Origin of the sequence: Moritella sp. F3 (assembly GCF_015082335.1) — a bacterium.
GTDB lineage: Bacteria > Pseudomonadota > Gammaproteobacteria > Enterobacterales > Moritellaceae > Moritella.
On sequence record NZ_BLRL01000022.1, the window covers coordinates 1 to 14,376 of the forward strand.

Annotated in this window: 28 protein-coding genes; all 28 read right to left on the bottom strand. The window is 42.5% G+C overall.

Annotated features, from left to right (window positions below; genetic code table 11):
- Nucleotides 1-443: 443 nt before the first annotated feature.
- The 28 genes from rplQ to rpsJ all read right to left on the bottom strand — a co-directional run bounded on the left by rplQ (nt 444) and on the right by rpsJ (nt 14,077).
- Nucleotides 444-827 (bottom strand): 50S ribosomal protein L17, encoded by a 384-nt coding sequence (gene rplQ / locus JFU56_RS21405; protein WP_019442281.1) that lies wholly within the window; start codon nt 825-827, stop codon nt 444-446.
- 40 nt (nt 828-867) lie between these two features.
- Nucleotides 868-1,854, bottom strand: a complete 987-nt coding sequence (locus tag JFU56_RS21410) for a DNA-directed RNA polymerase subunit alpha (protein WP_019442280.1) — start codon at nt 1,852-1,854, stop codon at nt 868-870.
- A gap of 26 nt (nt 1,855-1,880) precedes the next feature.
- The gene (gene rpsD / locus JFU56_RS21415) at nt 1,881-2,501 is read right to left on the bottom strand and encodes a 30S ribosomal protein S4 (RefSeq protein ID WP_017223605.1); all 621 of its coding nucleotides are present in this window, start codon (nt 2,499-2,501) and stop codon (nt 1,881-1,883) included.
- A gap of 27 nt (nt 2,502-2,528) precedes the next feature.
- The gene (gene rpsK / locus JFU56_RS21420; protein ID WP_019442279.1) at nt 2,529-2,918 is read right to left on the bottom strand and encodes a 30S ribosomal protein S11; all 390 of its coding nucleotides are present in this window, start codon (nt 2,916-2,918) and stop codon (nt 2,529-2,531) included.
- Between the two features lie 13 nt (nt 2,919-2,931).
- Nucleotides 2,932-3,288 (bottom strand): 30S ribosomal protein S13, encoded by a 357-nt coding sequence (gene rpsM, locus JFU56_RS21425; protein ID WP_017223603.1) that lies wholly within the window; start codon nt 3,286-3,288, stop codon nt 2,932-2,934.
- Between the two features lie 136 nt (nt 3,289-3,424).
- A complete protein-coding gene (gene rpmJ / locus JFU56_RS21430; RefSeq protein ID WP_011770886.1) occupies nt 3,425-3,538 on the bottom strand; it encodes a 50S ribosomal protein L36 in 114 nt (37 codons plus the stop codon).
- A 49-nt stretch (nt 3,539-3,587) separates the two neighbouring features.
- The gene (secY, locus tag JFU56_RS21435; protein WP_019442278.1) at nt 3,588-4,904 is read right to left on the bottom strand and encodes a preprotein translocase subunit SecY; all 1,317 of its coding nucleotides are present in this window, start codon (nt 4,902-4,904) and stop codon (nt 3,588-3,590) included.
- A gap of 5 nt (nt 4,905-4,909) precedes the next feature.
- Complete coding sequence (gene rplO, locus JFU56_RS21440) at nt 4,910-5,344, bottom strand: 50S ribosomal protein L15 (protein ID WP_019442277.1); 435 nt, start codon at nt 5,342-5,344, stop codon at nt 4,910-4,912.
- Nucleotides 5,344-5,523, bottom strand: coding sequence for a 50S ribosomal protein L30 (gene rpmD, locus JFU56_RS21445; protein ID WP_019442276.1), 180 nt, complete (start codon nt 5,521-5,523; stop codon nt 5,344-5,346). Before rpmD ends, rplO begins: the two co-directional genes overlap by 1 nt.
- Before the next feature lie 6 nt (nt 5,524-5,529).
- On the bottom strand, nt 5,530-6,030 hold the full coding sequence (rpsE, locus tag JFU56_RS21450; RefSeq protein ID WP_019442275.1) for a 30S ribosomal protein S5: 501 nt from the start codon (nt 6,028-6,030) through the stop codon (nt 5,530-5,532).
- A 13-nt stretch (nt 6,031-6,043) separates the two neighbouring features.
- On the bottom strand, nt 6,044-6,394 hold the full coding sequence (rplR, locus tag JFU56_RS21455) for a 50S ribosomal protein L18 (RefSeq protein WP_019442274.1): 351 nt from the start codon (nt 6,392-6,394) through the stop codon (nt 6,044-6,046).
- Nucleotides 6,395-6,403: 9 nt separating this feature from the next.
- Nucleotides 6,404-6,937, bottom strand: a complete 534-nt coding sequence (gene rplF / locus JFU56_RS21460; RefSeq protein WP_019442273.1) for a 50S ribosomal protein L6 — start codon at nt 6,935-6,937, stop codon at nt 6,404-6,406.
- 10 nt (nt 6,938-6,947) lie between these two features.
- On the bottom strand, nt 6,948-7,340 hold the full coding sequence (rpsH, locus tag JFU56_RS21465) for a 30S ribosomal protein S8 (protein WP_019442272.1): 393 nt from the start codon (nt 7,338-7,340) through the stop codon (nt 6,948-6,950).
- 26 nt (nt 7,341-7,366) lie between these two features.
- A complete protein-coding gene (gene rpsN / locus JFU56_RS21470) occupies nt 7,367-7,672 on the bottom strand; it encodes a 30S ribosomal protein S14 (RefSeq protein ID WP_017223597.1) in 306 nt (101 codons plus the stop codon).
- Nucleotides 7,673-7,681: 9 nt separating this feature from the next.
- Nucleotides 7,682-8,221, bottom strand: a complete 540-nt coding sequence (gene rplE, locus JFU56_RS21475) for a 50S ribosomal protein L5 (RefSeq protein ID WP_019442271.1) — start codon at nt 8,219-8,221, stop codon at nt 7,682-7,684.
- Between the two features lie 12 nt (nt 8,222-8,233).
- Entirely contained in the window at nt 8,234-8,545 is a 312-nt protein-coding gene (rplX, locus tag JFU56_RS21480; protein WP_019442270.1) for a 50S ribosomal protein L24, read from the bottom strand.
- 10 nt (nt 8,546-8,555) lie between these two features.
- The gene (rplN, locus tag JFU56_RS21485; protein WP_019442269.1) at nt 8,556-8,924 is read right to left on the bottom strand and encodes a 50S ribosomal protein L14; all 369 of its coding nucleotides are present in this window, start codon (nt 8,922-8,924) and stop codon (nt 8,556-8,558) included.
- A gap of 181 nt (nt 8,925-9,105) precedes the next feature.
- Nucleotides 9,106-9,351, bottom strand: a complete 246-nt coding sequence (gene rpsQ / locus JFU56_RS21490) for a 30S ribosomal protein S17 (RefSeq protein ID WP_019442268.1) — start codon at nt 9,349-9,351, stop codon at nt 9,106-9,108.
- A 1-nt stretch (nt 9,352) separates the two neighbouring features.
- Nucleotides 9,353-9,544 (bottom strand): 50S ribosomal protein L29, encoded by a 192-nt coding sequence (gene rpmC, locus JFU56_RS21495; RefSeq protein ID WP_006034643.1) that lies wholly within the window; start codon nt 9,542-9,544, stop codon nt 9,353-9,355.
- Entirely contained in the window at nt 9,544-9,954 is a 411-nt protein-coding gene (rplP, locus tag JFU56_RS21500; protein ID WP_019442267.1) for a 50S ribosomal protein L16, read from the bottom strand. The genes rpmC and rplP overlap by 1 nt, the downstream gene beginning before the upstream one ends.
- Before the next feature lie 11 nt (nt 9,955-9,965).
- The gene (rpsC, locus tag JFU56_RS21505; protein ID WP_019442266.1) at nt 9,966-10,670 is read right to left on the bottom strand and encodes a 30S ribosomal protein S3; all 705 of its coding nucleotides are present in this window, start codon (nt 10,668-10,670) and stop codon (nt 9,966-9,968) included.
- A 17-nt stretch (nt 10,671-10,687) separates the two neighbouring features.
- The gene (gene rplV / locus JFU56_RS21510; RefSeq protein ID WP_019442265.1) at nt 10,688-11,020 is read right to left on the bottom strand and encodes a 50S ribosomal protein L22; all 333 of its coding nucleotides are present in this window, start codon (nt 11,018-11,020) and stop codon (nt 10,688-10,690) included.
- A gap of 10 nt (nt 11,021-11,030) precedes the next feature.
- Entirely contained in the window at nt 11,031-11,309 is a 279-nt protein-coding gene (rpsS, locus tag JFU56_RS21515; RefSeq protein WP_019442264.1) for a 30S ribosomal protein S19, read from the bottom strand.
- 18 nt (nt 11,310-11,327) lie between these two features.
- On the bottom strand, nt 11,328-12,155 hold the full coding sequence (gene rplB, locus JFU56_RS21520; RefSeq protein WP_019442263.1) for a 50S ribosomal protein L2: 828 nt from the start codon (nt 12,153-12,155) through the stop codon (nt 11,328-11,330).
- Between the two features lie 18 nt (nt 12,156-12,173).
- Nucleotides 12,174-12,473 carry a 50S ribosomal protein L23 gene (rplW, locus tag JFU56_RS21525; protein ID WP_019442262.1) on the bottom strand — a complete coding sequence of 100 codons (300 nt, stop codon included), beginning with the start codon at nt 12,471-12,473 and terminating at the stop codon, nt 12,174-12,176.
- A complete protein-coding gene (gene rplD / locus JFU56_RS21530; RefSeq protein WP_019442261.1) occupies nt 12,470-13,075 on the bottom strand; it encodes a 50S ribosomal protein L4 in 606 nt (201 codons plus the stop codon). Before rplD ends, rplW begins: the two co-directional genes overlap by 4 nt.
- Nucleotides 13,076-13,091: 16 nt before the next feature.
- Nucleotides 13,092-13,730: a 50S ribosomal protein L3 gene (rplC, locus tag JFU56_RS21535; RefSeq protein ID WP_196805533.1), complete on the bottom strand. Its 639-nt coding sequence runs from the start codon at nt 13,728-13,730 to the stop codon at nt 13,092-13,094.
- Between the two features lie 35 nt (nt 13,731-13,765).
- Nucleotides 13,766-14,077, bottom strand: a complete 312-nt coding sequence (rpsJ, locus tag JFU56_RS21540; protein ID WP_017223583.1) for a 30S ribosomal protein S10 — start codon at nt 14,075-14,077, stop codon at nt 13,766-13,768.
- Nucleotides 14,078-14,376 lie beyond the last annotated feature (299 nt).

Sequence of the window (14,376 nt, forward strand, 5' to 3'; positions counted from 1 at the left end):
TGATATAATATTTGGTCATTATATCTCTGCAAGTGCTCACACAGATTGCTTGAATAAATTGTTAAAGAGCATACTGAGCGGCTGTTGCCGTGTCAGTGAGGTCGCATTATAGAGATTTAGATCACATTGGCAAGCGCTAAAATTAGAAATTATTAAAAAACATAAATTAGTACAAAAAATAGACTTTGAGTAACTTTATCAGCCTAAACCGCTTAAAAATAGCAAACAGCATTATTTACAGCTAAAAATGCGCATCAACCGGTGTAAATGGTATTAGGTGTCTAGTCGAAAGGGGAATAGGTATTGTCGTTAAGCATTGCGAAATCTACAAACGAGAAAAATGATTCAGAATATAATGATGAGTAATTTAAGAAGATAAAAAGATGGGAATTTAGAAATAAAAAAGCCAGAGCGCTAGCTCTGGCTTTTAATACTATTTAAAACTATTCTTCGTCAGCAGCTTCAACAGCTGGACGATCTACTAGTTCGATGTAAGCCATAGGAGCTTTATCGCCAGTACGTAGACCACATTTTAAGATTCGAGTATAACCGCCTGAACGGTTTTCGAAACGTGGGCCTAATTCTTTAAATAGTTTACCTACAACTTCATCGCTGCGGGTACGTGCAAATGCTAGACGACGGTTAGCTACGCTATCCGTTTTAGCAAGTGTAATTAGAGGCTCAACTACACGACGTAGTTCTTTAGCTTTAGGCAGAGTCGTTTTAATGATCTCGTGGCTAACTAAAGAACATGCCATATTACGGAACATAGCCTGACGGTGGCTGCTGTTACGATTTAGTTGACGACCACTCTTACGATGGCGCATGAACTTATCCTTCTTACAAAAATCTTTTGACTAGTGTTTACTATTCGTCCGAGATACTTGCTGGCGGCCAATTTTCTAGGCGCATACCTAGAGAAAGACCACGTGACGCTAGAACATCTTTAATTTCAGTTAAAGACTTCTTACCAAGGTTAGGTGTTTTAAGTAACTCAACCTCAGTACGTTGTACAAGATCACCAATATAGTGAATAGCTTCTGCTTTAAGACAGTTAGCTGAACGAACAGTAAGTTCTAAATCATCAACAGGACGTAGCAGTATCGGATCGAACTCTGGCTTCTCTTCTTTCTGCTCTGGTTCCGTTACATCACGAAGATCAACGAAAGCATCAAGCTGTTCAGCCAGAATTGTAGCAGAACGACGAATAGCTTCTTCAGGATCTAATGTTCCATCAGTTTCCATATCGATTACTAACTTATCAAGGTTAGTACGTTGCTCTACACGAGCAGCTTCAACATTGTAAGCGATACGGCTTACAGGGCTGAATGCAGCATCAACAAGCAAACGACCGATAGGACGCTCTTCATCATCAGCATGTACGCGAGTTGAAGCAGGAACGTAACCACGTCCTTTAGCAACACGAATACGCATACTGATATCTGCTTGACCGGTTAAATTACAAATCACGTGTTCTGGATTTACAATCTCAACATCACCATCATGAGTGATGTCACCTGCCAATACAGGACCTGTACCTGACTTAGTTAAAGTTAGTAACGCTTCGTCTTTGCCTTCAAGTTTGATTGCAAGACCTTTCAAGTTAAGAAGAATTTCAAGAACATCTTCTTGAACGCCTTCTTTACTGCTGTACTCATGGAGTACGCCGTCGATCTCAACTTCTGTTACAGCACAACCTGGCATAGAAGAAAGTAGAATACGACGTAAAGCATTACCTAGAGTATGACCGAAGCCACGCTCTAACGGTTCAAGTGTTACCTTGGCACGTGTTGAGCTAATTTGCTCAATATCAACAAGTCTTGGTCTTAGAAATTCTGTTACAGAACCCTGCATGTATGTCCTCTCTTATGAAGTTAACTTTACTTAGAGTAAAGTTCAACAATAAGCTGTTCGTTGATGTCTGCAGACAGATCAGAACGCTCAGGAGCACGTTTGAAAACGCCTTCAAGTGTCTTACTGTCAACTTCAACCCAAGATGCTTTCTCACGCTGCTCTGAAATTTCAAGAGCTGAAGCGATACGAGCTTGCTTCTTAGCCTTCTCGCGAATGCTAACTGTATCGTTAACTTTCACTTTGTAAGAAGGGATATTTACAACTTTACCGTTTACAACGATTGCTTTGTGGCTTACTAACTGGCGCGATTCCGCACGAGTAGAACCAAAGCCCATACGATAAACAACGTTATCTAGACGGCCTTCTAATAAAGCAAGTAGGTTTTCACCAGTGTTACCTTTTAGACGAGCAGCTTCTTTATATAAGTTACGGAATTGCTTTTCAAGTACACCGTACATACGACGAACTTTTTGCTTTTCACGTAGTTGTAAACCGTAGTCAGATAGACGAGGTTTACGAGCACCATGTACACCAGGTGCGTTATCAATTTTACACTTAGATTCAATCGCGCGTACGCCACTTTTCAAGAAAAGATCTGTACCTTCACGACGACTAAGCTTGAGCTTTGGGCCCAAATATCTAGCCATGTTCTTTCTCCAATATTCCTAAAAGCGTTATACGCGACGCTTTTTAGGTGGACGACAACCATTGTGAGGGATTGGTGTAACATCAGTGATGTTAGTAATTTTATAACCAATCGAATTCAATGCACGAATAGAAGATTCACGACCAGGACCAGGGCCCTTAACCATAACTTCTAAATTTTTCAAACCGTACTCTTTAGCCATTTCACCAGCACGCTCAGCAGCAACCTGCGCAGCGAATGGAGTTGACTTACGAGAACCACGGAAGCCTGAGCCGCCTGCAGTTGCCCAAGATAAAGCATTACCTTGGCGATCTGTGATTGTCACAATAGTGTTATTGAAAGAAGCATGAACGTGTGCAATACCGTCAGCAACTTGCTTTTTAACGCGCTTACGAGCGCGAGTTGGGGTTTTAGCCATTACTCGTCAGCTCCTATTTCTTGATAGCTTTACGCGGACCTTTACGGGTGCGCGCATTTGTTTTAGTGCGTTGACCACGTAGAGGTAAGCTGCGACGGTGACGAATACCACGGTAACAACCGAGGTCCATCAGACGCTTGATATTCATACTTACTTCACGACGTAGGTCACCTTCAACAGTGTATTTACCTACTTCTTCGCGAAGAAGTTCTAGTTGAGCTTCTTCTAGCTCTCTGATCTTAGCTGTTTCAGCGATACCAGTTGCAACACAAATTGCTTTCGCACGTGTTGCACCAATACCGAAAACACCAGTCAGGGCAATGACTGTATGCTTTTGATCAGGAATGTTAATGCCGGCTATACGGGCCACTATACCACTCCACTTAAGGTGTTAAATAAAAAAGATTGCTCTCTTCGAAAAGCCCGTAAGGATACTCAGAAGAGAGATATATTGCAATAGAAACTTGAAAAAGATTAATCAATCTAATCCAAGTTCCTAATTTTGCTTAACCTTGGCGTTGTTTATGCTTTGGTTCAACACAGATTACGCGTACTACACCGTGACGTTTGATCACTTTGCAATTACGACAAATCTTTTTAACAGATGCACGAACTTTCATTTCTTACTCCGTAACTGTTATAGGACATGCTCAAACTAATTTACGAGGATTAACCTTTTAAATTAGCTTTCTTAAGTACGTCACCATATTGATGAGACATCAAATGGGTCTGAACTTGAGCCATAAAGTCCATGATTACCACAACCATAATAAGTAGTGATGTTCCACCGAAATAGAACTGCACACCCATAGCTTGTGTCATGAACAATGGTACTAGACAAATGAATGTAATATACAAAGAACCCGCTAGAGTTAATCGTGACATTACTTTATCTATATACCTTGAAGTTTGTTCGCCTGGTCTAATACCTGGGATGAACGCCCCGCTCTTCTTCAAATTATCTGCTGTTTCGCGTGGGTTAAATACCAACGCTGTATAGAAGAAACAGAAGAAGATAATTGCTGCTGCATAAAGCATTACATACAAAGGTTGTCCTGGCTGTAGAGCCAAGGAAATGTCAGTAAGGAAAGATAAACCTTCATTCTGACCGAACCATTGTGCAAGCGTTCCAGGAAACAAAATTATACTCGAAGCAAAAATAGCTGGAATAACACCGGCCATGTTAAGCTTCAACGGTAAATGCGTGCTTTGAGCTGCAAAAACACGTCGTCCTTGTTGGCGTTTTGCGTAGTTTACCACAATTCTACGCTGACCGCGCTCTACAAATACAACAAAATATGTAACAGCAAAAACTACACCAGCTAATACCAACAATAACAAGCCGTGAAGGTTACCATCGATAACCTGTTCAACTGTTTGTCCGATAGCTGGCGGCATACCAGCAACAATACCTGCAAAAATTAATATTGAGATACCATTACCAATACCGCGTTCGGTAATTTGTTCACCTAACCACATTAAGAACATAGTACCAGTTACTAAACTCACTACAGCAGTAAAGTAAAAACTTAACCCTGGATTATGGACAAGTCCATCAACCATGTTAGGTAAGCCTTTAGCAATACCAATAGCTTGGAAAGTACCTAAGAACAATGTTCCGTAACGGGTATACTGGCTAATTTTGCGTCGTCCTGCATCACCGTCTTTTTTCAATTCGGCAAGTGTAGGATTAACTACAGTTAATAACTGTATGATAATAGAGGCCGAAATATACGGCATAATACCCAACGCAAAAATAGACGCTCGCTCAAGCGCACCACCAGAGAACATGTTAAACATTTCTAAGATGGTACCCTTTTGCGAATCAAACAGCGTAGCAAGTACAGAGGCATCAATACCAGGAATCGGAACAAAAGAGCCTGCGCGGAATACTATAATAGCACCCAACACGAACCATAAACGACTTTTCAATTCTGATAAGCCACCTTGAGATTTATTCGTTTCCAACCCTGGTTTTTTAGCCATTTGTACTATCCTTCGATTTGACCGCCTGCAGCAACAATCGCTTCAACAGCACCTTTCGTAGCTTTAATGCCACGAATTGTAACTGGTCGAGTGATTTCACCAGATAAAACAACTTTAACAAACAGGATGTTTTTAGTAACAAGACCTGCTGCTTTAAGTGTGTTTAGATCTACAACGTCACCTTCAACTTTAGCGATTTCATTCAAACGTACTTCAGCTGTTACCAGTTGCTTACGTGAAGTGAAACCAAATTTTGGTAAACGTTGTTTCAAAGGCATTTGACCGCCTTCGAAGCCAGGACGAATGCCGCCGCCAGAGCGGGACTTTTGACCTTTGTGGCCACGACCACAAGTTTTGCCTAGACCAGAACCGATACCGCGGCCTACACGTTTAGCGCTTGGCTTAGAACCAGCTGCTGGAGATAGAGTATTTAAAAACATTACGCTTCCTCCACTTTAATCATGTAAGCTACTTTATTAACCATACCACGTACACATGCTGTATCTTCCAATACTACACTGTGGTTGATTTTACGAAGGCCTAAACCAACAAGTGTCGCACGGTGTTTAGGTAAACGACCGATTGCACTTTTAGTTTGAGTTACTTTAATTTTAGCCATGGTTTATTACCCCAGAATTTCTTTAACAGGTAGACCACGTTTAGCAGCGATTTGTTCTGGTGATTGCATACCAGTAAGCGCGCCAATTGTAGCTCGTACAACGTTAATTGGGTTAGTAGAACCGTAACATTTAGAAAGTACGTCATGGATACCAACAACTTCTAGTACTGCACGCATTGCACCACCGGCAATGATACCTGTACCAGCTGAAGCTGGACGCATGAATACTTTAGAACCAGAATGACGACCCTTAACTGGATGTTGAAGAGTCACACCATTTAGTTCAATGCTTACGATATTACGCTTCGCTTTTTCCATTGCTTTTTGAATAGCAGCTGGAACTTCACGTGCTTTACCATAACCAAAACCAACGCGACCGTTACCGTCACCCACTACTGTAAGAGCAGTGAAGCTGAAGATACGACCACCTTTAACAACTTTTGAAACACGATTAACTGCAATTAATTTCTCTTGCAGATCACCTGTTTGGTTTTCAACTTTAGACATTTCCTACTCCTGACTAGAACTGAAGGCCAGCTTCACGAGCGGCATCAGCTAATGCTGCAACACGACCGTGATATTGGAAACCTGAACGATCGAAAGCAATTTTAGTAACGCCTTTTTCGATAGCTCGCTCAGCAACCAGTTTCCCGATTACTTTAGCTGCTTCAACGTTACCGCCATAGCTGATCATTTCACGAACTGCTTTTTCTGTTGTTGTAGCAGAAACCAATACTTCCGCATTCGGTGTAATAACCTGTGCATAAGTATGGCTTGGAGTGCGGTTAATCACTAAACGTGTAGCACCCAATTCTTGCATTTTCTTACGTGCGCGAGTTGCGCGACGAAGACGTGCAGATTTCTTATCCATAGTATTACCCTACTTTTTCTTGGCTTCTTTACGACGCACAACTTCATCAGAATAACGAACACCTTTACCTTTATAAGGTTCAGGCGGACGGAATGCACGGATGTCTGCTGCAACTTGACCAACATTTTGTTTGTCAGCGCCATTAATTACAATTTCAGTTTGGCTTGGGCAAACTGCAGTAACACCTTCTGGAAGGTTATATACTACAGGATGTGAGAAACCTAATGTCAGGTTCACATCAGAACCTTTAACATTTGCACGGTAACCAACACCATTTAGTTGAAGAGTTTTAGTAAAACCTTCAGCTACACCTTTAACCATATTGTTAACGTTAGCACGAGCTGTACCAGCTTGAGCCCAAGCATCTTTTACGCCTTCAACAGGACCAAAAGAAACTTTTTCATCAGCGATCGTAAGAACAACAGATGAGTTAACAACAGCAGTTAAAGTGCCTTTAGCGCCTTTAACAGTGATTTCCTGACCATTTAGAGAGATCTCTACGCCTGCAGGGATGGCAACTGGTGCTTTAGCAACACGAGACATATTTAACCCCTTAAGAAACGTAGCAGATGATCTCGCCACCGATGCCAGCTTTACGAGCTGCACGGTCAGACATCATGCCTTTAGAAGTAGAAACGATAGCAACACCTAAGCCACCCATCACTTTAGGAAGATCATTACTTCCTTTGTAGATGCGTAGACCTGGGCGACTAACGCGCTCAATTTTTTCAATTACGCTTTTGCCTTCGAAATACTTCAAAGTCACTTCAAGTTCAGCTTTCACTTCACCTGAAACAGCGTAACCATTAATGTAACCTTCTTCTTGAAGCAAAGCTGCTAGTGCAACTTTTTGCTTAGAACAAGGCATTTTAACTGCAACCTTAGAGGCTGACTGACCGTTACGGATGCGTGTTAGCATATCCGAAATAGGATCTTGCATGCTCATTTTCGTATACTCCCGAAATTAGTGATTTACCAACTAGCCTTTTTAAGACCTGGAACTTCACCACGCATCATGTGCTCACGTAGTTTAATACGGCTTAAACCGAATTTACGTAGGTAGCCATGAGGGCGGCCAGTGATGTTACAGCGATTACGCTGACGACTCTCACTAGAATCACGAGGTAACGATTGCAATTTAAGAACTGCATTCCAACGATCTTCGTCTGAAGTATTCACGCCAGAGATAATTGCTTTTAATTCAGCACGTTTCTCAGCGAATTTATTTACTAGCTTCGCGCGTTTTACGTCGCGCGCTTTCATTGATTGCTTAGCCATGACCCTACCTTACTTACGGAATGGGAAATTAAAGGCAGTCAGCAGAGCATGACCTTCTTCATCAGAATTTGCAGTCGTAGTAATAGTAATGTCCATACCACGAATTTTATCGATTTTATCGTAATCGATTTCTGGGAAGATGATTTGCTCGCGAACACCCATACTGTAGTTACCACGACCATCGAACGATTTAGGGTTCAGGCCACGGAAATCGCGGATACGTGGAATTGAGATGCCGATTAGGCGCTCAAAGAATTCCCACATACGCTCACCACGTAGGGTAACTTTACAACCAATAGGATATCCTTCACGGATCTTAAAGCCAGCAACGGATTTACGAGCTTTAGTAATCAATGGTTTTTGACCAGAAATTGCAGCCATATCAGCAGCAGCATTTTCTAATACTTTTTTATCATTGATTGCTTCGCCCACACCCATATTAAGGGTGATCTTTTCAATCCGAGGGACTTGCATGATAGATTTATAGCCGAACTTAGTTTTAAGTTCAGACGCTACCGTTTCTTTGTAGTATTCATGCAGTTTCGCCACAGTTAACTCCAATTAAACAAGTTCATTAGTAGATTTGAAGAAACGAACTTTTTTGCCGTCTTCAAATCGGAAACCGACACGATCAGCCTTGCTAGTTGCAGGGTTGAATAGTGCCACGTTTGATGCGTCTAAAGCTGCTTCTTTCTCAACAATACCGCCAGCTACGCCCAATTGTGGGTTTGGCTTTTGGTGTTTCTTGATAAGATTAACGCCTTCAACGAATAGTTTACCGTCTGCTCTTACTTCAGTAACTTTGCCTTGTTTACCAGCATCTTTACCTGCAACAACGATAACTTCATCATTTTTTAAAATTTTAGCTGCCATTTTTCGTTCCTTATAGTACTTCTGGTGCCAGAGATACGATTTTCATGAACTGATCAGTACGAAGTTCACGAGTAACTGGGCCAAAGATACGAGTACCGATCGGCGCGCCGTTAGCATTAAGCATAACAGCTGCGTTACGGTCGAAACGGATAGCTGCACCGTCTGTACGACGGATTGCTGACCTAGTACGCACAACCACTGCGTTTAGAACATCACCTTTTTTTACTTTACCGCGAGGAATTGCTTCCTTCACAGTAACTTTGATGATGTCACCAACACGTGCATAGCGGCGGTGCGAACCACCTAGGACCTTGATACACTGAACGCGACGTGCGCCTGAGTTATCGGCTACGTCCAACGTAGACTGCATTTGGATCATTATTAGTGCTCCGCAATTATTCCACTTAGTCCAACATGAACTAAACGGGTCCCCTCTATCTCAAGAGGTGGCGCATTATAACACCACGGCTTTGAAAAAAGCAACGGGAATCGACTAAAAAACAAACGACCCCATAAAAGGAGCCGTTATATATAATGTAGAACTTAGTATAAACTTAAAATTAAGCTTTTACTAATACTTCTACTAATGCCCAAGTTTTAAGCTTAGACACTGGACGAGTTTCACGAATAGACACAACATCATTCAGTTGGCATTCGTTATTCTCATCATGTGCGTGTAGTTTAGTAGTACGCTTGATGAACTTACCGTATAACGGATGTTTCACTTTACGTTCTACAGCAACAACGATAGTTTTATCGCCTTTGTTGCTAACAACACGACCCTGTACAGTACGAATAGTGCTCATATTATACACCCGCCTTTTCGTTCAGGATGGTCTTAACACGCGCGATATCGCGACGTACATTTTTAATTAAATGCGTTTGTGCTAGTTGGCCAGTACTTAACTGCATACGTAAGTTAAATTGCTCACGTAGTAGGTTAAGTAACTCAGCGTTTAGCTCTTCAACATTTTTTTGTTTAAGTTCGCTAGCGTTCATTACATTACCGTCTTAGTTACGAAAGTTGTAGAAATTGGAAGTTTCGCATCAGCTAGGCTGAATGCTTCACGTGCCAATTCTTCAGGAACTCCAGCCATTTCATAAAGGATTTTGCCAGGTTGTACTTGGCAAACCCAATACTCAACGCTACCTTTACCTTTACCTTGACGTACTTCAAGCGGCTTTTGTGTAATCGGTTTGTCTGGGAACACACGGATCCAGATTTGACCTTGACGCTTAACGTGACGAGTCATAGCACGACGTGCTGCTTCGATTTGACGAGCAGTAATTCGACCACGACCAGTAGCTTTAAGACCGAATTCGCCGAAAGTTACGTTTCCGCCTTTTGCAAGACCGCGGTTACGGCCTTTGTGCATTTTGCGGAACTTCATGCGTTTTGGTTGCAACATATCAGAGTCTCCTATTTAGCAGCTTTAGGGCCACGACTGCGACGTTTAGGCTTCGAAGGTGCTTCAACTTCTTGAGTAAGCGGTAGCTTACCTAGAACTTCACCTTTAAAGATCCAAACTTTCACACCGATGATGCCGTAAGTTGTAAGAGCTTCTGCAGTTGAGTAATCGATATCTGCACGAAGTGTATGTAGAGGCACACGGCCTTCACGATACCATTCAGCACGAGCGATTTCTGCGCCGCCTAAACGACCGCTTACTTGAACTTTAATACCCTTAGCACCTAAACGCATTGCATTTTGTACTGCACGCTTCATAGCGCGACGGAACATAACACGACGTTCAAGTTGAGAAGCGATACCTTCAGCTACTAATTTAGCATCTAGTTCAGGCTTACGGATTTCTGCGATATTGATTTGTGCAGAAGTACCAGTCATCTTAGCGATAGCATTACGTAGTTTTTCTACGTCTTCGCCTTTCTTACCGATAACAACACCAGGACGAGCAGTGTGAATAGTCACACGAATGCTTTTCGCTGGACGTTCGATAACGATACGTGAAACAGATGCATTTTTCAGTTTCTTAGTAAGGAACTGACGTACTTCGAAATCACCGTACAAATTGTCGGCGAAGTCTTTAGTATTCGCAAACCAAGTAGAGTTAAACTGCTTGGTGATACCTAGGCGAATACCATTTGGATGAACTTTCTGACCCATTGTTTTCTCCTAGTCTCTTAGCGTGTTGCTACAACAATTGTGATGTGGCTAGTACGCTTCAAGATGCGATCTGCACGACCTTTAGCACGTGGCATGATACGCTTCATAGTAGGACCAGCGTCAACAAACGCTGTAGCTACTACTAGCTCATCAATATCCGCACCTTCGTTGTGTTCAGCGTTTGCGATAGCTGACTCAAGAACTTTTTTAACTTGTACAGCAGCTTTTTTAGTGCTGAAAGTTAAAACTTCAAGAGCCTTTTCCACTGGTAAACCACGGATAAGGTCAATGACCAAACGTGCTTTCTGTGGAGAGCCTGAGGCGAAACGGTGTTTAGCTAATGCTTCCATCTAATTTCTCCTAACGCTTTTTAGCTTTCTTATCTGCAGCATGGCCGCGATAAGTACGAGTCGGTGCGAATTCGCCTAACTTATGACCAATCATTTCGTCAGTAACGAAAACTGGTACATGTTGACGACCATTATGGACAGCGATGGTCAGACCAATCATATTTGGAATGATCATAGAACGACGGGACCAAGTCTTAACTGGTTTTTTTTCCCCGCTTTCCACCGCTTTCTCTACCTTCTTCAGCAAGTGTAGGTCTATGAAAGGACCCTTCTTGAGAGAACGTGGCATGGTGATACCTCTATAAAATTACTTGTTGCGACGACGTACGATAAGTTTATCAGTACGCTTGTTCTTACGAGTTTTGTAACCCTTAGTTGGCATACCCCAAGGTGAAACCGGATGACGGCCACCAGAAGTACGACCTTCACCACCACCGTGCGGGTGATCAACCGGGTTCATTACAACACCACGTACTGTTGGGCGAACACCGCGCCAGCGGCTAGCACCAGCTTTACCAAGTTGGCGAAGCATGTGTTCTGCGTTACCAACTTCACCAATCGTTGCACGACAATCTACTAATACTTTACGCATTTCGCCAGAGCGAAGACGTAGAGTAACGTATGAGTTATCACGAGCAATGATTTGTACGTATGTACCAGCAGAACGTGCAATTTGAGCACCTTTACCTGGCTTCATTTCCACAGCGTGTACAGTTGTACCTACTGGGATGTTACGCATTGGTAATGTGTTACCAGCTTTAATAGCTGCATCAACACCAGAAACGATAATATCACCAGCTTGCATACCTTTAGCAGCTAGAACGTAACGACGTTCACCATCTGCGTAAAGAGCAAGTGCAATGTTAGCAGAACGGTTTGGATCATATTCCAGACGTTCAACTGTTGCAGGGATACCATCTTTATCATTACGTTTTAAGTCAATGATACGGTAATGTTGCTTATGACCGCCGCCGTGATGACGAACAGTAATACGACCGTTATTATTACGGCCACCAGATTTAGATTTTTTCTCTAAAAGTGGAGCATGTGGTTTGCCTTTATGCAAATCCGGGTTCACTACCTTAACAAGGTGGCGACGACCTGGAGAAGTAGGCTTACACTTAACAATAGCCATTATTCAGAATCCCCTTGATTATTCAGCACTGCCGAAATCGATGTCAGCGCCGTCAGCTAGAGTAACGTAAGCTTTTTTGATGTCTGAACGACGGCCAAAACGAGCGCCAGTGCGCTTAGTTTTACCCTTCAGTACCAATGTGCTTACATTTTTAACTTCAACTTCAAAAAGTTTTGCAATAGCTGCTTTAATTTCAGCTTTAGTTGCATCTAGTGCAACCTTGAAAACGATTGTGTTGTTGTTTTCAGCAGACATAGTGCTCTTTTCAGAGATATGTGGCGCTAGGATAACTTTCAATAAACGTTCTTCACTGATCATTTTAAGTTCTCCTCAATCTGCTTAACTGCAGCAGCAGTCATAACAACTTTGTTGAACGCGATTAGGCTAACTGGATCAATACCAGCAACGTCACGAACATCAACTTTGTAAAGGTTACGAGCAGCTAAGAATAAGTTCTCATCAACTTCAGCACCTACGATTAGAACGTCGTTCAAATCAAAGTCTTTCAGTTTAGCAACTAATTCTTTAGTCTTAGGAGTTTCAACAGCGAACTGTTCAACTACAATAAGACGCTCTTGACGTACCAATTCAGAAAGGATGCTTTTGATCGCTCCGCGGTACATCTTAGTGTTAACTTTTTGGCTGTGGTCCTGTGGACGCGCAGCAAAAGTAACACCACCTTTACGCCAGATCGGGCTGCTTGCAGTACCTGCACGAGCACGACCAGTACCTTTTTGACGCCATGGTTTTTTACCACCACCTGCAACGTCAGAACGGTTTTTCTGAGCACGAGTACCTTGACGCGCGCCAGCAGCATACGCTGTAACTACCTGGTGAACCAGAGCTTCATTAAACTCACGTCCGAAGGTAGTTTCTGAAACTTCAAGAGCACCTTGTGCGTCTTTCAATATCAATTCCATTACTAATATCCTCGGATTAAGCTTTAACAGCTGGTTTGATAATTACGTTGCCGTTGATCGCACCTGGAATAGCACCTTTAACAAGTACTAGGTTACGTTCACTATCAACACGTACCACATCAAGAGACATGATCGTTACACGCTCTGCTCCCATGTGACCTGCCATTTTTTTGCCTTTAAACACGCGACCTGGAGTTTGGCATTGGCCAATTGAACCCGGTGCACGGTGAGCAAGAGAGTTACCGTGAGTAGCATCTTGCATAGCAAAGTTCCAACGTTTAATAACGCCTGCGAAACCTTTACCTTTAGATGTACCTGTAACGTCTACTTTAGCCGTTTCAGCAAAGATGTTTACGTTTAGCTCAGCGCCAACTTCAACAGCTTCGCCTTCGCCTGTTTCCAGACGGAATTCCCAAAGGCCACGACCAGCTTCAACTTTAGCTTTAGCGAAATGACCCGCTTCTGGCTTGTTTACTCTGCTAGCTTTTTTCGTGCCAGTGGTCACTTGAAGTGCGCGGTAACCGTCAGTTTCAAGTGTTTTCACTTGAGTAACGCGGTTAGGCTCACATTCAATAACGGATACTGGGATAGAAACGCCATCTTCAGTGAAGATACGTGTCATACCAACTTTACGTCCGATTAGACCGATCATTATAATAACCTCAATATAAATCGTTGTTTTAGAACTGACTAGCCAAGGCTGATTTGAACATCAACACCAGCAGCTAGATCTAAACGCATTAGAGCGTCAACGGTTTTTTCTGTTGGCTCAACGATGTCAACCAGGCGCTTGTGAGTACGAATTTCGTACTGGTCACGCGCATCTTTGTTAACGTGCGGAGAAGTAAGCACTGTGAAACGCTCTTTGCGCGTTGGTAGTGGAATAGGTCCACGTACTTGTGCGCCAGTGCGTTTTGCAGTTTCAACGATTTCCGCTGTAGACTGATCGATAAGACGATGATCGAACGCTTTTAAGCGGATACGGATTCTTTGGTTCTGCATTAGACCAGAGCTCCAATAAAGTTAAACACACACAAAAATTCGACATTCCACATCTATAAAATAGACTGTGAACGCGATATCTTTAACTTGTTGACTCCCCTATCGGGAGTCTTGATGACTGACCACTAATACTTTAACTCAAGGCTAAAATAATAACATAGTGATTCAGTTTCTTGCCTAAGCAAGTGGAACGTATTATACATGACCTCTTGCCATTAGCAAGAAAAAGATCAACATAAAGAAATTAATCATCACATCGATTTTATTCAGTCATAACGCCTTGAATCACCTTAAAGATG

Excerpts from the sequence above, each read along its gene's own strand:
- rplQ (WP_019442281.1), bottom strand. The coding sequence starts at position 827 with ATGCGCCATCGTAAGAGTGGTCGTCAACTAAATCGTAACAGCAGCCAC.
- JFU56_RS21410 (WP_019442280.1), bottom strand. The coding sequence starts at position 1,854 with ATGCAGGGTTCTGTAACAGAATTTCTAAGACCAAGACTTGTTGATATT.
- rpsD (WP_017223605.1), bottom strand. The coding sequence starts at position 2,501 with ATGGCTAGATATTTGGGCCCAAAGCTCAAGCTTAGTCGTCGTGAAGGT.
- rpsK (WP_019442279.1), bottom strand. The coding sequence starts at position 2,918 with ATGGCTAAAACCCCAACTCGCGCTCGTAAGCGCGTTAAAAAGCAAGTT.
- rpmJ (WP_011770886.1), bottom strand. The coding sequence starts at position 3,538 with ATGAAAGTTCGTGCATCTGTTAAAAAGATTTGTCGTAATTGCAAAGTG.
- secY (WP_019442278.1), bottom strand. The coding sequence starts at position 4,904 with ATGGCTAAAAAACCAGGGTTGGAAACGAATAAATCTCAAGGTGGCTTA.
- rplO (WP_019442277.1), bottom strand. The coding sequence starts at position 5,344 with ATGTTTTTAAATACTCTATCTCCAGCAGCTGGTTCTAAGCCAAGCGCT.
- rpmD (WP_019442276.1), bottom strand. The coding sequence starts at position 5,523 with ATGGCTAAAATTAAAGTAACTCAAACTAAAAGTGCAATCGGTCGTTTA.
- rpsE (WP_019442275.1), bottom strand. The coding sequence starts at position 6,030 with ATGTCTAAAGTTGAAAACCAAACAGGTGATCTGCAAGAGAAATTAATT.
- rplR (WP_019442274.1), bottom strand. The coding sequence starts at position 6,394 with ATGGATAAGAAATCTGCACGTCTTCGTCGCGCAACTCGCGCACGTAAG.
- rplF (WP_019442273.1), bottom strand. The coding sequence starts at position 6,937 with ATGTCTCGTGTTGCTAAAGCACCAGTTGCCATCCCTGCAGGCGTAGAG.
- rpsH (WP_019442272.1), bottom strand. The coding sequence starts at position 7,340 with ATGAGCATGCAAGATCCTATTTCGGATATGCTAACACGCATCCGTAAC.
- rpsN (WP_017223597.1), bottom strand. The coding sequence starts at position 7,672 with ATGGCTAAGCAATCAATGAAAGCGCGCGACGTAAAACGCGCGAAGCTA.
- rplX (WP_019442270.1), bottom strand. The coding sequence starts at position 8,545 with ATGGCAGCTAAAATTTTAAAAAATGATGAAGTTATCGTTGTTGCAGGT.
- rplN (WP_019442269.1), bottom strand. The coding sequence starts at position 8,924 with ATGATCCAAATGCAGTCTACGTTGGACGTAGCCGATAACTCAGGCGCA.
- rpsQ (WP_019442268.1), bottom strand. The coding sequence starts at position 9,351 with ATGAGCACTATTCGTACTGTACAGGGTCGTGTTGTTAGCAACAAAGGC.
- rpmC (WP_006034643.1), bottom strand. The coding sequence starts at position 9,544 with ATGAACGCTAGCGAACTTAAACAAAAAAATGTTGAAGAGCTAAACGCT.
- rplP (WP_019442267.1), bottom strand. The coding sequence starts at position 9,954 with ATGTTGCAACCAAAACGCATGAAGTTCCGCAAAATGCACAAAGGCCGT.
- rpsC (WP_019442266.1), bottom strand. The coding sequence starts at position 10,670 with ATGGGTCAGAAAGTTCATCCAAATGGTATTCGCCTAGGTATCACCAAG.
- rplV (WP_019442265.1), bottom strand. The coding sequence starts at position 11,020 with ATGGAAGCATTAGCTAAACACCGTTTCGCCTCAGGCTCTCCACAGAAA.
- rpsS (WP_019442264.1), bottom strand. The coding sequence starts at position 11,309 with ATGCCACGTTCTCTCAAGAAGGGTCCTTTCATAGACCTACACTTGCTG.
- rplB (WP_019442263.1), bottom strand. The coding sequence starts at position 12,155 with ATGGCTATTGTTAAGTGTAAGCCTACTTCTCCAGGTCGTCGCCACCTT.
- rplW (WP_019442262.1), bottom strand. The coding sequence starts at position 12,473 with ATGATCAGTGAAGAACGTTTATTGAAAGTTATCCTAGCGCCACATATC.
- rplD (WP_019442261.1), bottom strand. The coding sequence starts at position 13,075 with ATGGAATTGATATTGAAAGACGCACAAGGTGCTCTTGAAGTTTCAGAA.
- rpsJ (WP_017223583.1), bottom strand. The coding sequence starts at position 14,077 with ATGCAGAACCAAAGAATCCGTATCCGCTTAAAAGCGTTCGATCATCGT.